Genomic DNA, 22,873 nt, shown 5'->3' with positions numbered 1-22,873 from the left:
AGGCGATGATTTCGCGGTCGAATGCGTCGATGACGAAGGCGAGACGAATGACCTCGCCATTCCAGCAGGTGAACTCCAGACCGTCCGAGCACCAGCGCAGATTGGAGCGCATAACCATGACCTTGCCGTCATGGATGCGGCCCTTGCGAACGGCGGTATGCTTCTCCAGCAGCATGGCATGGTTGCCCATGATGCGATGGACCCGTTTGGCGTTGACCACAGGCTTATCGGCGGCTCGCCTTTCGCGATTGAGGAGCGCGGCGATCCGCCGATAGCCATAGGTTGGCCTTTGATCCACCAGCCTGCGAATGGTGGGCAAAAGCTCTGCATCCTCGACCTTGTGGTAAGGCCCACGCGGCTTTGATTTGCCTTTCAGCCGCTCGATGAGGTTGGAACGGGAGACGCCTAGCGTGTCTGCTACGGCCTTCATCGCGAACCGTCCTTCGGCAACAAGATCGGCCGCGATATCCGTTTTTTTGAGTCCGCTTTGGAAAGGGCTTCGCGGAGGATTTCGACCTCCATCGTCTTACGGCCGAGCATGCGCTCCAGCTCGCGGATGCGATCTTCCAGTTTCTTCACTTCCGAATTGCCGACCACCGGCTCGTCAGAATCCACGGCTGCAGCACCTCCCTCACTCAAGAGCCTGCGCCACCGGTAAAGCAGATTGGGCGCAACACCATGGCGGCGAGCGGTCGAAGATACCGTTTCGCCTGGTTCGAAACTCTGCTCGATGATCGTCAGCTTTTGCTCGGTTGTCCACCGCCGACGGCGGACATCACCTGTCAGCAATTCGACATGTCGATACTCGTTAGACATAAGCCTATACCCAAGCCTGTGCTTGAGCCTTTCTGCTTATGCCGACTGTCCGGTCGAAATGGGGGGCAGTTCACTTCAGAACTTCGCCGATTGAAGTTTCGGAATTGACCACGCGCGAATAGATCGCAACACATGTACTCTTGGTTGGAAAGCGACTGTCCATCTTTGAGAAACCCAGTTCATGGCGAACGAGGTTCATGAGGTCGGCGCTGTCTTCCCGGTCGTGAATAGTAAAGTCGGCGCCAAGCCCGATCTGCTGGGCATAAATACGTAAGAGCCGCGCGCCAATGCCATGAAATGTGCCTGCCCATGCAAGCGCATCGGTCGTGACCGCTGAATTGTCGCCAATAACCTGCTTGCAGATACGCTGAACGCGCCGGGCCATTTCGGACGCTGCCCGGCGTGAGAATGTCATCAACAATATCCGGCGTGGGTCAGCGCCGTTAACGATGAGATGAGCGACACGATGCGCCAATGTGTTGGTCTTGCCTGATCCCGCGCCGGCTATAATCAGAAGCGGGCCACCAATTGCGCCATTCGGCATGGCAATGCCATGCTTGACTGCCTCGCGCTGGCGATCATTCAGTTTTTCCAGGTAGGCCGCCGCCATGTATCCTCGTCACGCATGCATCTTTTGATCACCGGATTACGGATTGTCCGCCGAAACGCTCATCTGACATATTCATTAGAACATTAGGAACAAAAAAGGAACAGCCTGGTTCGCGTTTGGATGGCTTTCTGCTAGAGAAACATGGTTCGTATGGGCAGGGAGCGTTGTTTTCATGCCTGACAATGGAATGGTCCAGGCTGTCAAAAGAACGTTTGCAAAGAATGAGGCCTGAAGCTTAGTTTCAGTAAACGCTAAAACTTAAAGGCGGGAACGCAATCTCGATGAACACAGACGGTATTTCTTCGCTTCCCGTTCCGGCGAATTTCAGGATCGTATTGACAGCTTGCGCCATTCAAGATTATTGCTGAACTCGCAGCATAAATCCGCCTATACTTAACGCCGACTGTACCCCAAACGAAAATTTGCGACAAAGCCTATCACGCCTGGATGCGCGGCATCGGCAAGACGGGTTCCTATTCGCCGAGGAGCATCACCGGCTATAATGGCCGCGGCTTCGATATGACAACAGCTGACGTCCAGATCGGCGCTGACTATTCGAAGAGCGACGTGTTCATCGCAGGTTACAAGTTCACGGTCGGCATCTTTGGTGAATATGCCAATTCGAGCTTCAACGTGCGCGGTCGCACAACAGACGGTTCGATCTCGTCGAGAGGTCTGGGTGGGGCATTGCCAAGTTGTTTGTGCAAGGCTACGAGCGACTATAGCAGCTGTTTTCAAGCGGTCATTTCAGCAGTGTAGTCACGCCATAATGCAAATGCATCGGTACGTGCATGGCGGTAGGAGATAGCGGTGAGTTTGTAGCGTCGAGGACGGAAGATCGTGTTGGTTTGATCGTGGACTGACAAGAAGCGTTGCGCCTGACGCAGCAATTTAAACCGCCCCATGATCTTCTCCCGTTTTCGGCACAGACGATGCGAATTTTCAATTCTGTTATTCAGACCTTTATGTGCACGGTGATCGGCATTGGGTGCGATAGTCTGTATTAGTTTGACATAGCTGCCGAGCTTGTCCGTCACGACAACGCGGGGCTGGCCAAATTGCCTGATCAGTCTTGAGAAGAAGCGCTTGGCGGCTTTGGTATTACGGCGTGCTTGAACCAGGATGTCGAGAACACCGCCTTCCGCATCAATTGCTCGCCAAAGCCAGAATTTTCTCCCGGCAATCGTAATGACGACCTCATCCATATGCCACTTGTCATTCGGCCTTGGACGCTCTTTACGAATGCAATGAGCAAAATAGTGGCCAAAGTGATTGTTCTAAAGGCGAACCGTTGCCCGGCTCATGACCACGCCACGCTCTGAAAGCAAATCTTCCACATCGGCCGTGCTCAGTGCAATCCGGTGATAGGCCCATACCGCATAGGCGGCTATCTCACGCGGAAAGCGGAATCCCTTCAATCGGGGAAAAGAACTCGGCAATTTCATACCGCATCGACACCGGAAACACCAAGATCAAACAACTTGGCAATGCCGTCGGCAGACTATATCGGCGCTTTCGACTTCAATTTGGACTTGCCCATACGCGCGCATCCACCTCGTCCAAGCTATTTTGTGCAGCGGCTGAAGACGTAAGCATCGGCTTGACGCCCTATGTGGCAAGAACATCAACGCGCGACACTGCACTTGGAGCCATGATCGGTGCTAGTGGTCAGCTCTAATAAATATAGTTAAGGTAAACGGGCGTCTATACCGGCTCTCGTTTGTTGTCTCTGATCATAACAGGCGTGTATACATTGAGCAATTAATAGATAATGATGTTTAATTGTGATGGTAATCTACCATTGCGTTGCCTTGCAAATATTGGCTTTATATTACCGCAATTCTAATCGATTTATATTTCTCGCAAAAGAGTTTAAACTAATATAGATACCCCGAAATGGGAGGGTATTTATAATCGGGAACAATGCTGGATTATGAGAACAAGGCGCTCGCGTATTGTTTTTTTCGGTACATTTTTTACGGTAATTTTCGGACTTATTCCGCTTGGAATGAGTGCGTTCTTCGCCAGTTATCTTGCTTATAGGTCAGAACAGTCAAAACTAGATCTACTTGCGAAAATGGCCGTTGATCATGCCAACAGTACATTTGAATCCGTGCGACAGGTGCTGATCGCTCTGAACAACACTTCATTTGCAATCTGCTCCACTGAACATGGGGCCAGACTAAGAAGCCTGAGCATCGCTTCAGAAAACATTGAAGACCTCGCCTATTTTGATGGCGACCAGGCGCAGTGTTCTTCATGGCGAATGGAACCGATCGCAATCAATCGCTCCGAGATAGGATACACAACCGCTCAGGGCGATCAAATTTCGCTGCACTATCGCCCGACATCAACCTATCTGAAGGATATGATCGGGATCAGGACCGGGCATTATGAAGCGCTCATGCTGCCGTCTCGTCTTCTCGATTATAATATCAAAGAAAATGCGACCATTATTCTTCTGAACAAGCACGGTGGCGTCATCAGCGAACATAATGCCGATGGTCCAATCCTTGTTGTCGACCCGTCCAATCCTGACCAACTGATAACAGAAACAGACTGGCTCCATAGCACGGCGCAACAAAATGAACTGAGCGCCGTCGTACTGGAGAACCGTTCCATCCTTTGGGCGCAGACGCAAACCAATCTGAATTATTGTGGCCCTGTCGGCTTGGTTTTTGCCCTGATCGCTATGGGGCTATCGGCCCAATATTGGCGCCGACAACTTTCCGAGAGAACCGAGTTGCAACTGGCAATTCGCAATCGAGAATTTGTGGTTTTCTATCAGCCGATTATCCGGCTCATCGATGGTCAATGTGTGGGCGCGGAAGCGCTCGTGCGATGGAAGCGCCCGAACGGAGATATTATCGGTCCCGATTCATTCATCCCTCTTGCTGAGGCAACTGGTCTTATCGGACAGATCACGGACCAAGTTATCGATCACGTCATCCGCGATCTGAACCATGTGCTCGTGCAAGATCGCACGTTGCACGTCACGATCAATCTCACACCGGAGGATATTGAAACAGGCCGGGCGCTTAACATGCTCGATGCTGTCATGCTCTATAGCGGTATTGAAAAGCGTCAAATCTGGCTGGAAGTGACCGAGCGCAGCTTCATCAATGCAGAGCTTGCACGCGAGGTCCTCATCGCGGCCCGCACGTCTGGTTATATTGTTGCACTTGATGACTTTGGCACCGGCTATTCCAGTTTGCAGCATTTGCAGGGCCTGCCGTTAGACGCCTTAAAGATCGATCGGTCCTTCGTGAGTGCTGTGAAGGAACAATCCACGAGCGGGCTGCTCATCAACCACATCGGCAACATTGCCAGAGATTTAGGCCTGTTCAGCGTGGCAGAAGGTATTGAAACGGAAGAACAGCTCGCCGCGCTACGGCTCAAAGGTGTTGAATATGGACAAGGCTGGCTGTTTGCAAAGCCGATGCCGTTGGAAGAGTTTCTTGTGTTTCTCGCGACGTGCATGGCGCGTGATGCCGTTTAAAACCGTTGACTGGAAGTCAGAGCCGTCGGTGATCGCGTTGCGCGGAGTGCCATCATCTCACTCCTAATAACATTTGCTGACAGGTCGGTATGACGGTCAAGGACATAGGGCCTCACAGTCACCAGTGATTGGAGGGATTAATGGCAGGCCGCCACCACCGTCTCGATTTAAATGGCATTTTCTGGCACCTGATAAGACGCGCCACCGTATCGAGTGAGTGATGAACCCGCATTACGTTGAACACTTAACGAAATTGCCGTCGCTAGCGCGTATGTGAGACTGTGATAGCCCCTTCTAATTTCTGATCCTTGTTAGAACGTTGTCTAGTGCGACCGTTAACGCGCTAGTGCCGCCATTTTCGTCAAATTCCTTGAATATTTGCTCGTTCAACCCGCCCTCTGTCGAAAACTCATGTCGCAGCTGCATATAACCGGTATGCGATGTGTTTTCCGCAACGTGAGCTAAGCTGCTAAAAAGTGGAGTGAGGTAACTACGAGTCTTATGCTCGTCCAATCCCTTCGCTATGAGCCAATCAGAAACTCTCTCCATAATTCCATAGTAGGTGCCCATCATGGCACTAGCGGTCGCGAGCAGATCGAATTCCATCTGACTTTCACATTCTACAGCCTTGCCAACTGATGAGAAAAACTCGAAGGAGGTTTCGTCCTTCGGAAAAATTGCGGTTACGCCATCGCGGTAAGAGACGAAAGGTAGAGGTGTTGCCCGAACGATTTCTGATTCCGGGTATGAGGTCCAGCGGGAAAGTTTTTCATGACTGATCCCTGCCACAACGCTGATCAGCTTCCGTCCGAATGGAATACGAATGGCCGCCAGAACTTCTTCGACGATTTGTGGCCGGACGGCGAGAATAAGAACATCAGCCTTGTCTGCAACGGATTGATTTCCGGTCGCAATTTCTACTCTGGCATAACGTTCCGCAAGCCTGCTGGCCACTGCTGCGTTACGTGGTGAGACGATTACCTTTTGGACGTTAAGGCGCGACCCCATCAGGCCGTCTATCAATGCCTCAGTAATCGTTCCCGTTCCGATAAATCCATAAATCACATAAAATCTCCCACGTTCAAAAGTGCCAGCCGATCTACTACGGTTTTTTGCCGGCGAAGCGGTTCAACGCGAAGCGGTTGGTTGAATAACTCGATGAGCGTTGTTCAACGAGATCCGCGACAATACGAGCAATGCCAGGCGCAATGCCAAAACCATGACCACTCATTCCTGTGGCGATCGTAAGCCCGCCGATGCTCGCTTGATCTATGACAGGCAATACGTCAGGCATGGTATCGATCATTCCAGCCCAGCTGCGCACGATACGCGGTTTTCCGATCTTGGGGAAAGCTTCCGCAAATTGTTTGAGAACACGGCCGAGTTCGCTTTGGTTTGGCTTTGGGTCAAGTATACGGCATCTTTCGAACGGCGTTTCGTCGATTTTCGACCATTGCCGTGGCGTTCGCCATGCATCGGGATAGTTCTGCGGAGCTGAAAGCCGGAACCGCGTGCTTGTAAAGTCCTCACGCAACTGCTGGATGTAAGCAGGGAAGTTTCTGAAGGCGTCGGGGCCGATGAAAAAATCATGCGTAGCCCATGGGGTAAGAGTGTAGCTTCCATCGGCCCGCCGTCGAAATGCGATGCGATCATCGGCGGCGGCAGCATCATGCGGCGAAGTTGCCAGTTCTACTTGTAAGGCGGAAGATAAAACTGACAGTTGCGGAATATGAATATTGTGTCGTTTCAGAAAAAGGGCGCTCCAAGCGCCAGCCGACACGACCACTCTCTCACATTTCACATACCCGCGCTCAGTGGCGACACCTTGAATGTGATTGTCTGTAATGTCCAATGTGCGAATGGCGCAGTTTTCGCGAATGATGATACCGTCTTCTGCGGCTGCCCGAGCCAGTGTAGGCACGGCAACAAACGGTTCAGCCATAGCATCGGACGGTGTGGTCATACCGCCAATCCAACCCCTACCTTGGGGTATCATCGCTCCAATTTCGCGTTGGGATAACATGCGCGTATCGACGCCGTATTGGCGCGCGCCATCGAGCCATTGCTCGAATTTCTCCTGCTTGGCTTTGCTGCGTGCAAGATAAGTAATACCTTTCTGGCGAAAGCCGATCCGCTCGAGGATCTTTTCGTTTAGGCTTTTCCAGAGAGGAATCGCTTCCATCATGATGGGCAACTCTGCATAATCGCGGCCTTGTTGACGGATCCAGCCCCAGTTCCGGCTGGATTGTTCACCGGCAATGCGACCTTTCTCGCAGAGAAGGACCGTCAATCCTCGTTTATGCAGCTCCCAAGCGGTCATAATCCCGATGATGCCGCCGCCGATGATCGTTACGTCAACAACATCCGGAAGGGGACCATCGAATTGTGGAGTGTTATCAAGATTGATAGGAAATGCAGACATCGGATTTCAGAATCTCGTGGGGCTGTAAGGTGTAGTATCGATAGTAGGCGTGCGTTCGCCGACCAGATCAGCAACAAGCTGGGCGGTTACAGCGGAGAGGGTCACCCCCAGATGCCCGTGTCCGAACGCATAGATCACATCGTGACATTTATGGGCTCGACCGATCACCGGTAATGTGTCTGGCGTTGAGGGTCTATGTCCCATCCATTCAGTCGTGGGATTCCAGTCCTTGAGGGCTCGTACCAACATCATCGCCTCTGGCAGCAGAGCGCGAATGCGCTTGTAGTTTGGTGGCGCCTTCAGCCCGGCCAATTCATCGCCGCTTATAAGGCGCAAACCGTCATGCATGGGAGACAAAACAAAGCCTTTACCAGGAATGACGACTGGACCACGCAACAATGATTGAGACCCTGCACCGAAGCTGATGTGGTATCCGCGTTCGCTCTCGAGCGAAACCTTGTCTCCAAGTTGCCTGGTCAAAATGGAGGACCATGCACCAGCTGCAATGACCACACGATCAAAGTACTGCTCTCCAGAGAAAGCTTGGAGTAAGACGCCGCCACGTTCTGAGGGGCGAACTGAACTGACATGCTCGCGAACAAAGGCCGCACCAAACGTTTGTGCTGTTTCCAGATAGACGCGGGCCAGTTTCTTCGGAAAACGGACATTTCCAGCTTTCGGCTGATAGAGGCCCTTAAAACACGAAGAGGGATTGAGCGCAGGTTCAAGATCCAGAAGCGACGACTGGCTGAGGATTTCGTGGCATATGCCGTGACGTTCCATAAGCTGACGTTCAAGTGTAGAGCTTTGGAAATCCTTGGCGCTGCCATAGACCTTCAGCCAACCTTCTTGCGTGATCATATCCTTGACCGAAGCAATCGCCGCCAGTTCTTGATGCGCGACCAGAGCTTGGGAAACGAGTGGGCGCATCGCTGCCGCAATGCGATCAACTCCTCTTGTTGTGCCTGCCGCGATAAAACGCTTCATCCAAGGTAGCGCTTTTGCGGCATGATGGAGGCGCAAGACTGCCGGAGAGTTGCGGTTGAACATATAGGTTGGGAGAGACCAGACCACGGCGGGTGTTGCGGTGGGCGTAATCGAACCCGTGACTATGGCTCCCGCGTTTCCATAGGAAGTTCCCGCACCCGGTTCCTGATCACCAAAAACCGTGACGCTGTGGCCCTCTTTGGCAAGAGTGAGTGCGGCACTACATCCGACAATTCCCGCACCGATGATGGCAACAGAAAGTCGTTCACCGTTTTGCTGACGATGCTGCATGAGGATCGATCTATCTCAATTATGCGACCAGGTCGCGTCAGTGGTGAAGGACTTTGCTCAGAAAATCACGTGTGCGCTCATTTTGGGGGTTCTTGAAGAAGCTTTCCGGTTCACCACTTTCAATAATCGAACCACGATCCATGAATATAACACGATCAGCAACGCTTCGAGCGAAACCCATTTCATGAGTGACAACCATCATTGTCATGCCTTCTTTGGCGAGGCTGACCATGACATCGAGCACTTCGTTGATCATTTCTGGATCAAGCGCCGACGTAGGCTCGTCGAACAACATTATCCGGGGCTGCATGCAAAGCGAGCGTGCAATGGCGACACGCTGCTGTTGACCGCCCGACAGCTGGTTTGGATAGTTATTCATGCGATCCGCGAGGCCGACTTTAGCAAGCAGTTCCTTGCCGCGTTTCTCTGCTTCGGCTTTTGATAGTCCGCGCACATGAATGGGAGCGAGGGTCACATTCTCGAGCGCCGTCTTGTGCGGATACAAATTGAATTGCTGGAAGACAAACCCGACTTCCATTCGCAACTCACGCAAGGCAGCAGCCTTCGAACTCAGATCAATGCTGTCAACAACAAGCTTTCCAGACTGATAAGCCTCCAGTCCATTGACACATCGGATCAGAGTGCTCTTGCCGGAGCCGGAAGGCCCGCAAACCACGACGACTTCGCCCTTGCTGACTTTCAGATCAATATTGTTGAGCACATGAAGCGCGCTGCCGAACCATTTGTTCAGACCTTGAAATTCAATCATTAGACCTGTCCGGTTACAAAATAGGAGATTGCGTGCCGCGTTCGATACGACGTGAAAGATAGATCATCGGATAGCAGACGATAAAGTAACCGATGCCAACGACGCCAAAGACCAGCAGACCATTAGGAATATTTTGTACGATCATCCAGCCGGAGCGTGTGAGGTCCATGATGCCGATAGCGGAAACGACAGAGGAGTCTTTAACCAGCAGGATGAATTGCCCAACCAGAGAAGGACGAACAATACGCAATGCTTGCGGCATCACGATCAACCGAAGCTGTTGCGCATAGGTGAATCCTGACGCAATTGCCGCTTCGGTCTGTCCACGCGGAACCGCCTGGATACCGGAGGCAACGATTTCACCGATAAAGCACGCTGACAGATTGGAAAGCGCTATCACGCCTGCATTGAATGCAGATAGTTCAATCCCGATCGCTGGCAGAATGAAGAAGCAAATGAAAACCTGCACCAGAAAGGGCGTGCCGCGAAACAGATCGATATAGAACCCGGTTATCGCTGACAGCCATCGGTTTCCGCTGGCGCGGAGCACTCCAAAGATCAGTCCAATCACCATCCCAATGATAAGGGAAAGGAGTGACAGCGCAACGGTCATTCCAAGACCCTTCAGCAGAACGGGCCAGAAATTCAACAAGCGTTCGAATTGAAACCAAAACATATAAGCCTCCTGTCAGCGTTCCGGCATGCGATTGAAACGCGACCAGCTGCCTGCCATAGCCTTGAGCAGATAGTAGATCAGCAGGAAGCCCGCAGCTGTTGCTGCAAGCCCTTCAACGGGCATGAAGCGGTCAAGCGCGATCTGTTGCCCGACGCGTGTAAGCTCAACGACGGAAATCAGAGAAAGAAGGGACGAATCCTTCACAAGCACGATTGCTTGTCCGATCATCGGCGAAATTGTCGGTCGCACCGCCTGCGGCAGAACGATAAGGCGCATGCGCTGCATATAGGTGAAGCCAGAGCTTAAAGCCGCTTCGAACTGGCCACGCGGGATGGAAAGGATGCCCGAGCGAATAATCTCAGCAACATACGCACTGGAATTGATCGACAGTGCTATGACACCGATGACCATTTCCGGCAGGATGACGCCAAGACGCGGCAAGCCGAAATAGAGAAAATAGAGTTGCGCAAGCAGCGGAGTTGCCCGGATAAGATCGATATAGGCTATGCCGATCGTACGCAGCCAGCGGGTGGGCTGGATGCTGAGCGCACAAGCAACAATACCTATGATCATTGCGCCGGTGAAACCGGCTGCCGACAACAGCAATGTATTCAGAAAGCCCTGCCAGAGATCTGGCAGATATTCCGAAATGACCCGTGTGTTCAGATTGCCAAACATGTCTCACCGATTGGATTCAATTTCTGATCAAAGGTGCGGAACGGAATGGCTCCGCACCTTTGTCGGCATCAGTGGTCAGCCTGCCACTTGTTTGAATTGACCCAATAATCCATGTTTTCCTTCAGTCGACCGTCAAGCGTCACATTATCCAGAAAGAGGTTCGTCCAGATCATCAGGTCCTGAGAGTCGTAGCGAACCGCATAGGCAAGCGGTTCTGCACTAAGCATCTCCGGGAAGACTTCGAATGTGCCTTCAGGGTAGTTCTGAACTTGGGCCGCGACCGCAGTGTTGTCGTTTACACCGCATTGGGCTTGACCGGATGCAACTGCGTCAAGAACAACCGTACCACCACCCTTGAATGCCTTTACGGTCGCTTCAGGGAAGTATTTCGGCATGTTCTTTTCTGCAGTCGATCCGAGAATGACAGCGACTGTCGTTCCAGGCTTTTTGCAGTCTTCCACGCTCTTAAAATCGCCACCTGCAGCGGTGAAAGCGACAGTGCCGACGTGGATCCATGGCTTGGTGAAGGCAACCTTGGTTGCACGGCTCATGGTTGCCGTCATGTCTGCTGCCAATATGTCAGCCTTACCGGAAAGAAGCGCCGGGATCAGGCCATCCCAGTCGAAATCGAGATATGTTACCTTGACGCCCATTTCCTTGGCCATCAGTTCAGTCAATTCAATGGCGCTACCTGTGCGCTTGCCGTTCCGGTCCATGAAGGAATAGGGTGGACCTTGCGTTTGGACCGCCACGCGCAGTTCGCCTCGGGCGAGGATATCGTCAAGTGTTCCTGCGTGCGCTGTCGTGGTCTGTGCAGCAGTTCCCATGAGCGCAAGAAACATTGCAGATGCCATGAGCGCATTGATTTTCTTCAACATTTTGTTTGAGTTCTCCCTCGTTAGGCAATAGTCGGCCGTGTCCGCGCAAGGCGGCCAAATAGAACGGTCATTTTGTTGGTGGATTATTGAGCCTGCTTATCGCTCTCTTCGTCTTCCCATACACCGCGTGGCAGGCTCAGCCACTTATTATGGGATTTCATGACAACGAAGGTCTCGCTGCCTTGAATTGTTCCTGGCTCTGCCAGTCCGGGCAGCAACTCACTCGTCACCCGGTATAATTCTTCCATATCTCCCTCGAACATCACTTCGCAAAGAATGTCGTATCTGCCGGTGACGATACTGACGGAAGTGACGAAAGGCAGCTCGGACATCTTTCTCGCGATTTCGTCAAGGCGACCCTGTCCGTTAGCGTGAATGCCCATCATCGCGACGACAAGCTCGGGGCGCTCCGAAACGTTCACCACGCCAGAAATCTTGAAAAGCTTATTCTCGATAAGGTTTTTCAATCGCGCCCGGATTGTTGGTGGGCTGAGTTCAAGCCGTTCGGCGATCTGATTGGCACCATCGCGTGCGTCGTCTGACAGAAGCTTAACAAGCTTCCGGTCGATTTTGTCTAGCAGTGCACGCATTTATCTGATGCCCCTCTTATCTTTCTTGAGGCATAGATATTTCAATACGAGGCGGAAAGTCAACAGAAATTTTCTGATTGAAAAAAAATATAGGTAAATAGTTTTGTTTTGAAAAATTAGAGATCTGCCAGCTCGATATTTCAACCCTCTCTCGCTTCATGCTCTAAGATTCAGTGGAACGGAGAACCAGCGCATTCTGAGCGGCAATCAGCGCATCACGAGAATATCAGAATAGCTGACGGGTTGGTTCCGTTCTACGGGGCGAGGACAGCATCGATGTGACCGGTTTTGTCACGATCCAATAGATCAAAATCTTCAAATTCCGATCGATTGTCATGCACACCATTTGATAAACGGTACTACTCTTGCGCCTCTGCGGATGATAACAACTGTCAAGGTTCATCAGTTGTGAAAATGGTATGGCTCTGAAATCGGCGACCCTTAAGGATGTGGCGGCACTGGCGAATGTATCGCGCGCTACGGCTGCCCGCGCACTCAACAGTTACGGCTATGTTGGTGATGAAACGGCGCAGAAGGTTCAGGCTGCTGCGGAGAAACTGGGATATAGAGGCAATCGACTGGCTCAGGCTCTGCGCAGCGGGCAGTTGCCAATTATCGGCTGCGTTCTTGGCGACATCCAGAATCCGTTCTTTGCAAAAATTGCCCATGATGTTGAAGTGCTGGCGCGAGAAGAAGGGCACAATCTCATCATTGCGAGCAGTGAAGAACAACTGGATCAGGAAAAATCACTGCTGGCCAGCCTGCAATCGTTGAGCATTCGCGGTTTCATCGTGGCGCCGACATCAGCCGAAGACAGTTCGCATCTGCAACGTCTGATCGACGAAAACGTACCTCTGGTCCTGATCGATCGCGCAGCGCAGGGTGTCGAGTGCGACAGTGTTGTGGTCGACAATGAAGGTGGCGCGCGCAAGGCCATTGAATATCTGATCGAAATGGGACATCGCGATATTGCGCTTTTGCAGGATGATGCACGCATCTTCACATCGCGCGAGCGTTTCACTGGCTATAAGACTGCGTTGCTTACCCATGGCATCGAACCCAGCGAAAAATTGATCTGCGTCGCACAGTCGACGGTTGAGCATGCCGTGGATGCAACGATACGCCTGTTCAGTCAAAAAAATCCTCCAACGGCACTTTTTACCGTCGACAGCTTGATGACGCAGGGAGCGCTTTTAGCCTTCCGATCGATGGGAATATCGATTCCCCACGATGTCTCTCTGATCGGCTTTGATGATTTCAATCTGGCGACTTTTACCGATCCACAGATCACGGTCATTTCCCAGCCTGTGTCGGAAATAGGTCGTGCTGCCGGCCGGCTTCTGCTTGAAAAAATATCAGGAAAAAAGAGACCGTCAGAGAAAATAAGCTTTGAAACCAAGCTGATAGTCCGGGGTTCGGTCAGCCGTCGATGAGCCAACGAAGCTTGATTTTCTGCCTGTAAAAAAAATTCTGAAACCTACTTGCCACAGGAAAAATCTTGTGTGCTAAATATATGTGAGATCGATCTCACATTGTCTCAACGAGTTACAGGCGCAAAACCGGTTCGGGCTTTTCTCGAGGTTTCAACTGCGCAAACGGGAAGGTAGTAATGCTCAACTTCGATAAAGATCGCTTTGTAAAAATACAGGGCGGCGCGGTCGCAATTGCAGAGGATGTACGCGCTCTGATGCGCAGGCTGCTCGACGATGGCCTGGAACGCATTTTCTTCATGGGGACGGGCGGCGTACAGTTTTTGACCCAGCCCGCAATCGAGATTGCCCGCAACGCAACCGTTTTTCCGGTGTCAGCGGCATTCTCCGCTCAGGTTGTTTTAGAAGCGCCCGCCGGGCTGGACGAAAAGGCACTCGTGATCCTTCCATCCCTGTCGGGGACGACCAAGGAAAGCGTGCAGCTTCTGGCATTCTTGAAAAAGACGGGTGTTAAAACGCTATCGCTTACCGGTCACAAGGACACGCCTCTGGGCCTTGATGCCGATTACAACTTCACCAATTTTGCAGAGGACGACACTTCTTCAGAATCGTTTTACCTGCAGACCCTCTTGATCGTGCTGGCGCTGCTGGCTGAACGCGGTGAATTTCCAGAATACGACGAAACCGTCTCCGAGTTGAAGCGCCTTCCGGAACTACTGGTTTCGGTGAAGGAGAACTTTGAAGAAGGCGCAGCCGCGCTCGCGCAGGAAATAAAGGACGAGAAGTATCACATCTTTACCGGCGCTGGCACGGCGTGGCCAGAAGCTCACTATTACGGCATGTGCATTCTCGAAGAAATGCAATGGATCCGCACGCGTCCGGTTCATGCTTCCGACTTCTTCCACGGCACGCTCGAACTGGTTGAGCCAGGCGTCAGCCTGTTCATATTCAAGGGCGAGGATGCATGCCGTCCTTTGACGGACCGGGTCGAAAACTTCGCAAAGCGCTACACCGATAAGGTTCGTATTCTGGACGCCGCTTCTGCCAGCCTTCCAGGCATCTCCCAAAAGACACGCAGCCTGATCTCCCCAATCATCCTGGCAACCATGCTGGAACGTTTGAGTGCTCATCTGGAAGTGCTGCGTGATCACCCGTTGACCACGCGGCGCTATTACAAACGTGTCGAGTACTAAGAGCCGTCCCCGATCCGGTTATGCCGGATCGGGTTCCTGCATTCTGACGACATAAAGAAACAATAGCTAAAAGAGAGGAACTTCGAGATGAAATGCAAAACGCTTTTGAGCACAACAAGCCTTGCTTCACTCCTGATGTTTGGATTGTTGGCTGGCAACATGAATGCAGCTCTCGCCAGTGACGCTGTGGTTGCGGAACCTGATGCTCCCGTCGAATATTCTGGCACGTTGAGCATTTTGACGAAGTTCGGCCTTCAGCAACTTTCCCCCTATTTCGTCAACGCTGCCAAGGAATATGAGAAGCTTCACCCAGGCGTAAAAGTCGAGCTTATTCAGGAAAGCGACGACAGCGTGAAGGGGAAAACCAAGGCCCTGGTTGCGTCTAACTCGCTGCCAGATATCTACTTCACCTGGACTGGGAGCTGGGGCGAGAACTTTGTGCGAGGCAATCGTGCTGTCGATCTGACCAAGATTATTGGTCCCGACACGCCATGGGGCAAACAGCTTGCCCATGCAGCAGTCAGCGCATTCCAGTATAATGGCAAATTATACGGAATTCCGCTTTATCTGGATGCAAAGTTCATGGGCTATAACAAAGCCCTTTTTGACAAGGCCGGTGTGGCAGAACCGAAGAGTTTCGATGAACTGATCAGTGCATGTGCAGCTCTGGGCAAGTCCGGTGTGACGCCGATTTCGTTCGGCAACAAGGAAGGCTGGCCAGCTGTGCATTTTGCCGGACAGTTGCTTGCCTATAATGTACCACAAGCGACGCTTGAAAAGGATTTCAATCCGAAGACGGCCGAATATTCGGATGCAGGCTATGTTGAGAGCCTGACACAACTGAAGAAGCTCATCGACGATTGTTCGGACGGCGCAGGTACAAACGGCTCATCCTATGCTTCGGCATTGCAGCAGTTCAGCAACGCCAAATCCGCAATGTACTATCAAGAAATTATCGAGTTTGATCAAAGCACGGCAGATGGTGCACTGAAGAAGGAAGACTTTGGCTTTTTCAAACTGCCAGCAGCGAAAGACGCGAAGGGTGATGTCAAATCGATCGAAGGTGCACCCGAAGGCTATATGATCAATTCAGCGTCGAAGAACATTCCGCTGGCTGTGGATTTCATGAAGTTTATCACCTCGCCCGAAAACGGGAAGGTTTTGTCGGCCCCACCTTATGGGCAACCAAGCGCCACTGTTGGCGGATATTCGGCTGAAAGCATGAACCCGTCTGTCGTTGAAGGTCTCAAGGTTATCGCGGATTCGTCCTATCTGATGCCGTGGCTTGATACGGCCAATCCACCGCGCGTTGCATCTGTCTGGCTTTCGGGCCTGCAAGCCCTGATTGGTGGATCCATGACACCGGAACAGGTCATGGAAAAGGTAAAAAAGGCTGCAGCCTCTTCCCGATAAGGATGTTATTGGCCGATGACTGTCATGAAGCGTGAATATAGAGGGGAGGCTGTCAAAAACGGCTTCCCCCTGCCGGACGGGTCGCAATTCGACAAGTCCGGTTTGCTGGCGAAGCTGCTGTCGTTCCGTTGGGTTCTGATCGCGTTCGTTTTAATCCTATGGTTTGTCTACTATCCCATCATCGACAACTTTATCGTCAGCACGACAAATCAGGATATTTTTACTGGCGAAACTGCCTTTGTCGGTCTGGATAATTATCGACGTCTGCAAGACGATCCGGTGATCTGGACGGCAATCTTGAACAACACGCTTTATGCTGTCATTTCGGTCGTGTTCCAGGTGTTCGGTGCATTCGTGCTCGCGGCGATCATTGAAGGTCTGCAACATGAAACATGGCGCCGGTTCTGGCGCGCTGTCTATTTCATACCATCAGCAATTTCGATCACAGTGACGGGGCTGCTGTTCTACTTTATCTATCAGCCTGATATAGGCCTGCTGGATTCCGCTTTTACCCATATGGGACTTGGCGCTTGGTCTCGGGCATGGCTGGGAGAAGAACAGACCGCGATCTACTCAATCATTGCCATGAGCCAGTGGCAGGGCTTTGGCTATTCAACTCTTCTATTTGCCATAGCAATCCAGAAGATCCCGCGCGAACTTTATGATGCGGCGACTATGGACGGCGCGGGTATGTGGCGTCGGCTGTGGAACATAACCTTTCCACTGACACGCGAAATGACCGGTCTCATGGTTATCGTTACGATTACCGGAGCGTTTCAGGTCTTCAACGAAGTCATGGTTATGACAGGCGGCGGCCCCAACAACAGCAGTCAGGTGTTGGGAACATGGCTCTATCAACAGGGCTTTATTGAAAATGACTTCGGTTATGGCGCGGCTATCGCTTCGGTGATTTTTATCATCACGCTGCTGACCGGCTTTGGACAGCTCTGGTATACCAGAAAGCGGAGGGTGGAACTATGAGCAACGCCTCCTATCAGTCGCGCGAGATGCAACCCACGGATTTTGTGCAGACGCTTGTGCGTGTCTGTCTGGTTACTTTCCTCATTAGTCTTGGTATCGTTGTAATCTATCCGCTGGTGTGGATGGCCCTGAATGGTTTCAAGACTAACTCCGAGATATTTGGTGAGCCCTTTGCGCTGCCAACAGGCTTCACGCTCGACAACTATATATCGGCGTGGAACCAGGGCATCAGGAACTATATTGCAACGAGCATCATCGTCACGCTGGTTTCGGCTGTCTGTACGGTTCTGGTAAGCGCCTGGACTGCTTATGGCCTGACGCGATCCAAACTGCCGGGCAAGCCGTTCTTTGTCGGTCTGGTGCTTGGCGGATTGATGTTGAGCCCAACGGTTGCGGTCATTCCGCTGGTGCGGATCATGCAAAAGCTTAGTCTCTACAACACCTATTGGGCGCTTATCATTCTCTACACGGCGTTTCGCATCCCGTTCACCACGTTTCTTATTCGCGCCTATATGCTTGGTCTTCCGCGCGATCTGGACGAAGCCGCCGTCATGGACGGAGCCAGTGAAGGTCAGATTTTCTGGCGTGTGACCTTGCCTCTTTGCAAGCCGATACTCGTCTCGTGCGCAATCTTGCACGTTCTGTTTGCCTGGAATGAATATCTCTTCGCCATGATCTTCACCAGTGGTGCGGATGTGCAGACCCTGCCCGTCGGCCTTACATCGATCATGGCAAAACACGGAACCAATTATGCCGTTGTCTTTGCTGCAATGACACTTTCGGCACTTCCGATCCTGATCGTCTTCTTCGCCGCACAGCGTTTCTTCATTCGCGGGCTGGCGGAAGGCATCGGCAAATAGTGTGGTGGAAAATGTTAAAACGTGAACAGTTGATCGGTGCCAACTTTTCGTTCCAGCACCATCCCTTTCAATGGGTTGTCGAACAGCTTCGGCTGATGGGCTTTCAACGTATGGAACTATGGGGAATAGCCCCCCATCTTGATCTGTTTCATTCTGACCCGGCACGGCTTTCAGGTGTTCGGTCAATTCTGAATGATAACGGGATCAGCGTGCATTGCTTCACTCCGGAACAGGTTCTTTATCCGGTCAACATAGCCTCAGGCGACCTAGCTTATCGTGAAAAGAGTGTTGAAAGCTTTCTGCGAGCAGCCGATTTCAGTGTCGAACTGGGTGCGAGCTACCTCTTCTTGACACCCGGACGGGGTTTTGAGTGCGAGAGCCGCGAAAGCGCATGGAACCATTCGCTTCATTCGTTGGAGAGAATTACGACACATGCGGCCAATCTGGGACTTCGATGTTTGCTTGAGCCCCTACAGCGCACTGAAAGCAACATCGTCAATAATGCCGCCGATCTTGAACGTCTCTGGCAGGATCTGAATGCGGAAAATGTCGACCTGGTACTTGATCTGGTTGCCATGGCCGCGACCGGAGATAAGGTTGGTGATTACTTTTCGAGATTTGGCAAACGTCTTGCCCATGTTCATGTCGTCGATGGTACACCGGCGGGACATTTGGCGTGGGGGGACGGAAACTTGCCACTTGACGGCTACCTTGCTGAAATCACCCGTCATTCATTCCAGGGCACATTGACCTTCGAGCCATTTGGCAACGGCTCATACGCACTGGATCCGGTTGCAGTCTGGCGGCGCTGCCTTGATGCGATTTCCCCCCATTTTGATACTGCGGAATGATGATGAAGAACGCAAACCTCAATCTTGTTGCTGTGGGTGACAACTGCCTTGATGCTTATCTGAACAAGGGGGTCGTTACTGTTGGTGGAAATGCCCTAAATGTTGCTGTGCAGTGGAAACGGCTTGGGGTCGGCGCCCGTTATATGGGCGCACTGGCACCCGACAGGGAAGCAGAGATCATGCTTGGTGTGATCGAAGATGTCGGACTTGTGCCAAGCGATATTGAAACTATTCAGGGAAATTCAGCTGTAACGCTTTTGACCGATATTGGCGGTGAACGGCATTTTCTGTTTGAATCTCTGGGTGTTGGTGAAAACTACATTCCAGATCAGCAGCGATATCAGGCATTGCTCTCATCCGATTGGACCCATCTTGGGACCAATTCCAGTGAAAAACTGGTGCGTCAGCTTGTAGAGGACGGTGTCAGGTTCAGTGTGGATGTCTCTACCCGGCATTTTGACCTGACGCTTGAGGGCGTCCCGTTGGTTTTTGCATCAGGACCAGACGACCCGGACGAACGGGTGCAGCCATTGATTACACGATTCAAACGGGCTGGAGCTCAACAGGTCGTTATTACCTGCGGCAAACGCGGCTCTTTCTATGACAATGGACGCCAATTGTATTCCGCAGGTTCCGTACCCGTGAACGTGGTCGACACTTGTGGAGCTGGTGATAGCTTTATCGCCTCATTTCTGGTGGCGCTTTTCTTCGAAGGTTGCTCTGAAGAAGAGGCGCTGCAGAAGGCAGCTGTCAGTGCGTCTGAAACCTGCACGCACCCGGGGGGCTTTCCCCAACCCTTGCAGTCAATCCCACAATGGCTGCTCGACAAATACCACGAAGTGATTGCAACAGCGCAGAAGGTCTGACTATGAGCTCTATCACAATGAGACCACCCGTTGTCGCGGCGAAGCAGGATCGTTCCTTCTGGCTGCAAAGTATTGGCGCAGATCCGGTCACCGCACCTTTAACGGGTCAGCAGCAATGCGATATTGCAATCGTTGGCGGGGGATATGCCGGGCTTTGGACGGCACTCCGGATACGAGAACAAGAACCAGATGTGCGTATCACAATCCTGGAAGCAGATTTTTGCGGTTCGGGCGCATCCGGGCGTAATGGCGGACAAGTCCACAGCTGGTATGCTGAAATCGATATGTTGCGCGACCTTGTGGGCGACGAAGATGCGCGCATGCTTTGTCAGGCAACCTGCGATGCTATTGATGAGCTGAAAGCGCTGCAAGATTGCGGAACCATTGACATGGATCTGCGTCTTGATGGCTGGCTGTGGACCGCAAGTTCTGTCGCACAGGAAGGTGCATGGGCGAAAGCACTGGATATCTGTCAGAAATCCGGGTTCAACCCGTTCCAGACACTGAACGCGCACGACATTGAACGGCGCACTGGCTCCAGCGCGTCATATGTCGGTATTGTCGAGGAGCGGGCAGGGACTGTCCAACCCGCCAAACTTGCTCTTGGCCTTCGCAAGCTTGCGCTTTCCAAGGGGATTGTCATTCATGAAAAAAGCCCTGTTGTGGAAATGGTTCCGGGTGAGCGGCCCGAACTTAAAACACAAGACGGAACATTGACTGCCTCCAAAGTTGCTTTAACGGTCAATGCTTGGGCTTCCGCGATCCCTGAGCTTCATCCCTATCTTTATGTGGTGAGCAGTCAACTCGTTGCGACAGCGCCTTCTGGAGATATACTCAAGCGTATCGGATGGACTGATGGTGCTTCGATCTGCGATGCGCAGCATCACGTGCTCTATTATCAGCGCACGACGTCGGATCAGGTCGTATTTGGAAGGGGAACGGGTGGAATTGCCTATAATGATCGGATTGACGAGCATTTTAATCGCAGCGGCGACGGCGGTGCAGACAATGTACGTGAACTGCACCGCGTATATCCTCAGCTAAAGGACGTGCCGATCCTTCATGACTGGAGCGGTCCGATCGACTGTACGGCGCAGCATCTGCCGGTATTCGATCATTTAAGGCATCACCCGAATATTTTCTATGCTCTGGGTTTCAATGGGACCGGCATTGCCCAGACGCCTGTCGCAGGTCGGATCCTTGCAAGCCTGATCCTGGGACGCGTGGATAAATGGAGCAGTTGTGGTTTGGTGGGGATCAAAAACCGCACCAAGCTTCCGCCCGAACCTGTGCGTTATCTGGGCGCGAAAATCGTCCGCGCGGCTATTCGAAGAAAGAACGATACCGAAATCCTCAACCGTGTCCCAGGCCCCATAACGAGGTTTCTGGCAAGTCTGGCTCCGTGAGCAACACAACCCAAGCGAAATAAGAATAAAAGGAATGGGAACGATGGCCGACCTGTCGCTGAAGAATATACGCAAATCCTACGCCAACCTGGAAGTACTCCATGGCATTGACCTTGATATTACATCGGGGGAGTTTGTCGTTTTCGTCGGGCCGTCGGGTTGTGGAAAGTCAACCCTGTTGCGCTCAATTGCAGGCCTTGAGACGATAACGTCGGGTGATCTTGTCATCGCCGGGGAGCGTATGAACAATGTCGCTCCGTCGAAACGGGGTATTTCGATGGTCTTCCAGTCATATGCACTTTATCCTCATATGACAGTTTATGAGAATATGGCTTTCGGTCTGCGTATTGCCGGCGTGACGAAGGCAGAGATAGACAAACGGGTCAAGAAAGCCGGCGAAATTCTCCAGCTTGGTGGATATCTGCAACGCTTGCCAAAGGCCCTTTCGGGAGGACAAAGACAACGTGTAGCGATTGGACGCGCTATTGTCAGAAACCCGCGTGTTTTCCTGTTTGACGAGCCCTTGTCCAATCTCGATGCAGCCCTGCGGGTGGCCACACGCATCGAGCTTGCAAAACTCAAGCAAAGCATGACCGATGTCACGATGATTTATGTGACCCACGATCAGGTGGAAGCGATGACACTGGCGGATCGGATCGTTGTGTTCAAGGATGGCAACATCGAGCAGATTGGAACACCAGTAGAGCTTTACAAAAAGCCAGCCAATCTTTTCGTTGCCCAGTTTATCGGTTCTCCAGCCATGAACATACTCGCGGGCGCTATATCGGAGATCTCGGGACGTAGTTATACCTGTCATCTTGATTGTGGGACGAAACTTGCCCTTGAAGCCAGTGATGGAACTTTCGCACTCAATGATAGAGTTAGCGTTGGAATTCGACCCGAGAATACCAGGATTGCCCGCGAGGAAACTGGCGGCCCCCTCTTTTCCGGAACCGTGGATCTTGTCGAGCATCTGGGCGAGGCGCAAATCCTTTATATCGACATGGCCGGTTCCGACACCAAGTATCTGATCAAAACCCCTGAGGAAGCAGATTTTAGGCTATCAGATACATTACGATTTACAGCTTCGACGAAGGACATGCATATTTTCTCAGCCAACGGTACGGCGGTTTCGGCTCAAGTAATCTAGAGTTTAAAGAGTCAACATGGGGAGGTGAATTCGGAACTGCGGCACGGCACCGTAACCTTAACCTGTGCGCAGATGCGTGTTGATCTATGATGTTGTGATTGGTCAGATTACAGGCCAGCGATATTGCGCCAGACCGTGTTGGCAGTTTGGCGCAGTTCGCGGTGGATGGCAGAGGTGAAGCGGTGGCGGGGAAAACGATGAAGGTTGTAGATTGGGTCGTGAATGGATGCGAAACGCTGCAAGTGTCGTGCTGACTTGAAGCGTTTCATGCCCCGTTCTCGCCGTCTTATCGGTTGATGAGAACTCTCGGCCGGATTGTTCAAACCTCTGTGCTGGCGATGATTACAGACCGTGAGACCGATCTCCCTGTTGATTGCCACTGAGAACTGACCCAGCGTGGCCTGATAGGGGGTGCGGATAAAAACTTGGACTGAGTTATACGTTAAGGCCGAGACTTCTTCGATACTCAATCGGGCTGAGCGACCCCAGTGATAATTTGATGCGCTT

Annotated in this window: 20 protein-coding genes and 3 pseudogenes; 11 read left to right on the top strand and 12 right to left on the bottom strand. The window is 52.0% G+C overall.

Annotated features, from left to right (window positions below; translation table 11 throughout):
* Window positions 1-816: pseudogene (locus ACTJKP_RS23455) on the bottom strand (IS3 family transposase); the annotation flags it as partial.
* Between the two features lie 73 nt (window positions 817-889).
* Window positions 890-1,426, bottom strand: a pseudogene (locus tag ACTJKP_RS23450) (UvrD-helicase domain-containing protein); the annotation flags it as partial.
* A 447-nt stretch (window positions 1,427-1,873) separates the two neighbouring features.
* On the opposite strand from ACTJKP_RS23450, the gene ACTJKP_RS23445 reads away from it, so the two are divergent.
* Entirely contained in the window at window positions 1,874-2,185 is a 312-nt protein-coding gene (locus tag ACTJKP_RS23445) for an autotransporter domain-containing protein (protein ID WP_440632389.1), read from the top strand.
* Here ACTJKP_RS23445 and ACTJKP_RS23440 read toward each other — a convergent pair.
* Window positions 2,161-2,871, bottom strand: a pseudogene (locus ACTJKP_RS23440) (IS6 family transposase). The gene ACTJKP_RS23445 and the pseudogene ACTJKP_RS23440 overlap by 25 nt on opposite strands.
* 488 nt (window positions 2,872-3,359) lie before the next feature.
* Here ACTJKP_RS23440 and ACTJKP_RS23435 point away from each other — a divergent pair.
* Window positions 3,360-4,925: an EAL domain-containing protein gene (locus ACTJKP_RS23435; protein ID WP_440632388.1), complete on the top strand. Its 1,566-nt coding sequence runs from the start codon at window positions 3,360-3,362 to the stop codon at window positions 4,923-4,925.
* A gap of 294 nt (window positions 4,926-5,219) precedes the next feature.
* Here ACTJKP_RS23435 and ACTJKP_RS23430 read toward each other — a convergent pair whose 3' ends face one another.
* The 8 genes from ACTJKP_RS23430 to ACTJKP_RS23395 form a co-directional block, all read right to left on the bottom strand.
* Window positions 5,220-5,990, bottom strand: a complete 771-nt coding sequence (locus ACTJKP_RS23430) for a pyrroline-5-carboxylate reductase (protein ID WP_440632387.1) — start codon at window positions 5,988-5,990, stop codon at window positions 5,220-5,222.
* Window positions 5,991-6,027: 37 nt separating this feature from the next.
* On the bottom strand, window positions 6,028-7,347 hold the full coding sequence (locus tag ACTJKP_RS23425) for an NAD(P)/FAD-dependent oxidoreductase (RefSeq protein ID WP_440632386.1): 1,320 nt from the start codon (window positions 7,345-7,347) through the stop codon (window positions 6,028-6,030).
* A 6-nt stretch (window positions 7,348-7,353) separates the two neighbouring features.
* Entirely contained in the window at window positions 7,354-8,625 is a 1,272-nt protein-coding gene (locus ACTJKP_RS23420) for an NAD(P)/FAD-dependent oxidoreductase (RefSeq protein WP_440632385.1), read from the bottom strand.
* 37 nt (window positions 8,626-8,662) lie between these two features.
* Window positions 8,663-9,394, bottom strand: a complete 732-nt coding sequence (locus ACTJKP_RS23415; protein ID WP_440632384.1) for an amino acid ABC transporter ATP-binding protein — start codon at window positions 9,392-9,394, stop codon at window positions 8,663-8,665.
* A 13-nt stretch (window positions 9,395-9,407) separates the two neighbouring features.
* On the bottom strand, window positions 9,408-10,070 hold the full coding sequence (locus tag ACTJKP_RS23410) for an amino acid ABC transporter permease (protein WP_440632383.1): 663 nt from the start codon (window positions 10,068-10,070) through the stop codon (window positions 9,408-9,410).
* 12 nt (window positions 10,071-10,082) lie between these two features.
* On the bottom strand, window positions 10,083-10,748 hold the full coding sequence (locus ACTJKP_RS23405) for an amino acid ABC transporter permease (protein ID WP_440632382.1): 666 nt from the start codon (window positions 10,746-10,748) through the stop codon (window positions 10,083-10,085).
* A gap of 68 nt (window positions 10,749-10,816) precedes the next feature.
* Window positions 10,817-11,626, bottom strand: coding sequence for an ABC transporter substrate-binding protein (locus tag ACTJKP_RS23400; protein WP_440632381.1), 810 nt, complete (start codon window positions 11,624-11,626; stop codon window positions 10,817-10,819).
* An 83-nt stretch (window positions 11,627-11,709) separates the two neighbouring features.
* Window positions 11,710-12,216 carry an Lrp/AsnC family transcriptional regulator gene (locus tag ACTJKP_RS23395; RefSeq protein WP_109366156.1) on the bottom strand — a complete coding sequence of 169 codons (507 nt, stop codon included), beginning with the start codon at window positions 12,214-12,216 and terminating at the stop codon, window positions 11,710-11,712.
* A gap of 449 nt (window positions 12,217-12,665) precedes the next feature.
* Between ACTJKP_RS23395 and ACTJKP_RS23390 the strand changes: the two genes are divergently transcribed.
* The 9 genes from ACTJKP_RS23390 to ACTJKP_RS23350 all read left to right on the top strand — a co-directional run bounded on the left by ACTJKP_RS23390 (window position 12,666) and on the right by ACTJKP_RS23350 (window position 22,366).
* Window positions 12,666-13,649 carry a LacI family DNA-binding transcriptional regulator gene (locus tag ACTJKP_RS23390; RefSeq protein WP_440632380.1) on the top strand — a complete coding sequence of 328 codons (984 nt, stop codon included), beginning with the start codon at window positions 12,666-12,668 and terminating at the stop codon, window positions 13,647-13,649.
* A gap of 176 nt (window positions 13,650-13,825) precedes the next feature.
* Complete coding sequence (locus ACTJKP_RS23385) at window positions 13,826-14,839, top strand: SIS domain-containing protein (protein WP_440632379.1); 1,014 nt, start codon at window positions 13,826-13,828, stop codon at window positions 14,837-14,839.
* An 87-nt stretch (window positions 14,840-14,926) separates the two neighbouring features.
* Complete coding sequence (locus ACTJKP_RS23380; RefSeq protein WP_440632378.1) at window positions 14,927-16,252, top strand: ABC transporter substrate-binding protein; 1,326 nt, start codon at window positions 14,927-14,929, stop codon at window positions 16,250-16,252.
* Window positions 16,253-16,267: 15 nt separating this feature from the next.
* Window positions 16,268-17,233, top strand: coding sequence for a carbohydrate ABC transporter permease (locus ACTJKP_RS23375; protein ID WP_440632377.1), 966 nt, complete (start codon window positions 16,268-16,270; stop codon window positions 17,231-17,233).
* Window positions 17,230-18,093: a carbohydrate ABC transporter permease gene (locus ACTJKP_RS23370; RefSeq protein WP_440632376.1), complete on the top strand. Its 864-nt coding sequence runs from the start codon at window positions 17,230-17,232 to the stop codon at window positions 18,091-18,093. The genes ACTJKP_RS23375 and ACTJKP_RS23370 overlap by 4 nt, the downstream gene beginning before the upstream one ends.
* 11 nt (window positions 18,094-18,104) lie before the next feature.
* On the top strand, window positions 18,105-18,944 hold the full coding sequence (locus ACTJKP_RS23365) for a sugar phosphate isomerase/epimerase family protein (RefSeq protein ID WP_440632375.1): 840 nt from the start codon (window positions 18,105-18,107) through the stop codon (window positions 18,942-18,944).
* Entirely contained in the window at window positions 18,941-19,810 is an 870-nt protein-coding gene (locus ACTJKP_RS23360; RefSeq protein WP_440632374.1) for a PfkB family carbohydrate kinase, read from the top strand. Before ACTJKP_RS23365 ends, ACTJKP_RS23360 begins: the two co-directional genes overlap by 4 nt.
* On the top strand, window positions 19,759-21,216 hold the full coding sequence (locus ACTJKP_RS23355) for an FAD-dependent oxidoreductase (RefSeq protein WP_440632373.1): 1,458 nt from the start codon (window positions 19,759-19,761) through the stop codon (window positions 21,214-21,216). The genes ACTJKP_RS23360 and ACTJKP_RS23355 overlap by 52 nt, the downstream gene beginning before the upstream one ends.
* A gap of 43 nt (window positions 21,217-21,259) precedes the next feature.
* Entirely contained in the window at window positions 21,260-22,366 is a 1,107-nt protein-coding gene (locus tag ACTJKP_RS23350; protein WP_440632372.1) for an ABC transporter ATP-binding protein, read from the top strand.
* 107 nt (window positions 22,367-22,473) lie between these two features.
* On the opposite strand, the gene ACTJKP_RS23345 is transcribed toward ACTJKP_RS23350, so the two are convergent.
* Window positions 22,474-22,873 (bottom strand): DDE-type integrase/transposase/recombinase (locus tag ACTJKP_RS23345; protein ID WP_440632371.1); only part of this gene is annotated, 400 nt, incomplete at its 5' end.

Origin of the sequence: Brucella sp. 22210, assembly GCF_052045675.1 — a bacterium.
GTDB lineage: Bacteria > Pseudomonadota > Alphaproteobacteria > Rhizobiales > Rhizobiaceae > Brucella.
This window is presented reverse-complemented; position numbering and strand designations above follow the sequence as displayed.

Excerpts from the sequence above, each read along its gene's own strand:
- ACTJKP_RS23415 (WP_440632384.1), bottom strand. The coding sequence starts at position 9,394 with ATGATTGAATTTCAAGGTCTGAACAAATGGTTCGGCAGCGCGCTTCAT.
- ACTJKP_RS23395 (WP_109366156.1), bottom strand. The coding sequence starts at position 12,216 with ATGCGTGCACTGCTAGACAAAATCGACCGGAAGCTTGTTAAGCTTCTG.
- ACTJKP_RS23435 (WP_440632388.1), top strand. The coding sequence starts at position 3,360 with ATGAGAACAAGGCGCTCGCGTATTGTTTTTTTCGGTACATTTTTTACG.
- ACTJKP_RS23355 (WP_440632373.1), top strand. The coding sequence starts at position 19,759 with ATGGCTGCTCGACAAATACCACGAAGTGATTGCAACAGCGCAGAAGGT.
- ACTJKP_RS23425 (WP_440632386.1), bottom strand. The coding sequence starts at position 7,347 with ATGTCTGCATTTCCTATCAATCTTGATAACACTCCACAATTCGATGGT.
- ACTJKP_RS23380 (WP_440632378.1), top strand. The coding sequence starts at position 14,927 with ATGAAATGCAAAACGCTTTTGAGCACAACAAGCCTTGCTTCACTCCTG.
- ACTJKP_RS23350 (WP_440632372.1), top strand. The coding sequence starts at position 21,260 with ATGGCCGACCTGTCGCTGAAGAATATACGCAAATCCTACGCCAACCTG.
- ACTJKP_RS23405 (WP_440632382.1), bottom strand. The coding sequence starts at position 10,748 with ATGTTTGGCAATCTGAACACACGGGTCATTTCGGAATATCTGCCAGAT.
- ACTJKP_RS23365 (WP_440632375.1), top strand. The coding sequence starts at position 18,105 with ATGTTAAAACGTGAACAGTTGATCGGTGCCAACTTTTCGTTCCAGCAC.
- ACTJKP_RS23410 (WP_440632383.1), bottom strand. The coding sequence starts at position 10,070 with ATGTTTTGGTTTCAATTCGAACGCTTGTTGAATTTCTGGCCCGTTCTG.
- ACTJKP_RS23385 (WP_440632379.1), top strand. The coding sequence starts at position 13,826 with ATGCTCAACTTCGATAAAGATCGCTTTGTAAAAATACAGGGCGGCGCG.
- ACTJKP_RS23360 (WP_440632374.1), top strand. The coding sequence starts at position 18,941 with ATGATGATGAAGAACGCAAACCTCAATCTTGTTGCTGTGGGTGACAAC.
- ACTJKP_RS23420 (WP_440632385.1), bottom strand. The coding sequence starts at position 8,625 with ATGCAGCATCGTCAGCAAAACGGTGAACGACTTTCTGTTGCCATCATC.
- ACTJKP_RS23375 (WP_440632377.1), top strand. The coding sequence starts at position 16,268 with ATGACTGTCATGAAGCGTGAATATAGAGGGGAGGCTGTCAAAAACGGC.
- ACTJKP_RS23400 (WP_440632381.1), bottom strand. The coding sequence starts at position 11,626 with ATGTTGAAGAAAATCAATGCGCTCATGGCATCTGCAATGTTTCTTGCG.
- ACTJKP_RS23445 (WP_440632389.1), top strand. The coding sequence starts at position 1,874 with ATGCGCGGCATCGGCAAGACGGGTTCCTATTCGCCGAGGAGCATCACC.
- ACTJKP_RS23370 (WP_440632376.1), top strand. The coding sequence starts at position 17,230 with ATGAGCAACGCCTCCTATCAGTCGCGCGAGATGCAACCCACGGATTTT.